Here is a 1166-nt window from a genome sequence, read left to right on the forward strand (position 1 = left end):
ATCAACTTTAATACCTCGTCTACAATTACATAAACTGTTGTATATATCTTTATATGTCATTGGTTTCCTCCAGTGGTTTTATCTTTATTTGCCACTGGAGTTTTTTATTTAAACTTCTCTCTTGAATTGGAAACTAAGGTTTATTATATAATCTATGACAGCACCATGTCTTAATCCCCAGTCGCTAACTGTGATTTTACTTTTTTGAAAAACTTCCATTGAAACTTTAAATATTATAATTCCAGATATTATAACTTCTGCTCTTTTGTCTTCTATCGCAGGTATAGATTTTCTTTCAGAAATAGTCATATTTGATAAAATATCAAGCCATTTTTTTACTTGATTGAAAGATAGTTTTTGTTTATGAATTTTTTCTGAAGAATAAGGATAAATATTTTTTTCTAAAGCCACAACAGTTGTAATTGTCCCCCCAAGACCAATTAAATGTTTCGCGTTTTTCATTTTTTCGTAAGCTTTTTCTATTTGAGGCTTCAAGTAATTTTCCATGTTTTTTATTTCTTCTTTTAATGGCGGGTCATGTTTTAAAAATGTTTCTGTTAATCCAACAATTCCAAAAGGAAAAGAAACGGCATCTTTCAAAGAATAAAACTGGCCTTCATATTCGCCGTATCCGTATTCTGTACTTCCTCCGCCCTGGTCTATCATTACAAAGCTTTCTTGTGGATTTACTCCATAAGCTGTTGCTAAGAATGATAAATAAGCCTCTTTATCTCCATCTATTATCTCAACATCAATTCCAAGTTCTTTAACTTTTTCTATAAACTCTTTTCCATTTTTTGCTTCTCTGCAGGCCTGTGTAGCATAGGCTTTTAAATAATCAAGATTATATTCCTCAGCTATCATTTTGTATTCTTTTAAAACTGATAAAGTTTCCTGCATAGCTTCTTCTTGCAGGAAACCTGTCTCTTTGAGCTTTCTTCCAAGAGAAGTGATTTTTCCAACTGAGAAAATATCCTCTATTGAGTTGATAGTGTCTATTAGTGTATCTTTTTTATGAACAGCAGAAATTAAAAATCTCGTGGAGTATGTTCCTATATCTATTATTCCTATCTTTAAAGCCAAGTTTTACTCCGTAAATACTTGACCTTCTAATGGTGAAACTTCTACTCCCTGCTCTTGAAGCCATTTTATGGCATTTTCAATTT

1 protein-coding gene is annotated in these 1166 nt (G+C 31.5%); it reads right to left on the bottom strand.

The features are described from left to right. Nucleotides 1–108: 108 nt before the first annotated feature. Nucleotides 109–1083, bottom strand: coding sequence for a Ppx/GppA phosphatase family protein (locus tag HG1285_RS00615; RefSeq protein WP_008289613.1), 975 nt, complete (start codon nucleotides 1081–1083; stop codon nucleotides 109–111). Nucleotides 1084–1166: the final 83 nt, after the last annotated feature.

Source organism: Hydrogenivirga sp. 128-5-R1-1 (assembly GCF_000171895.1).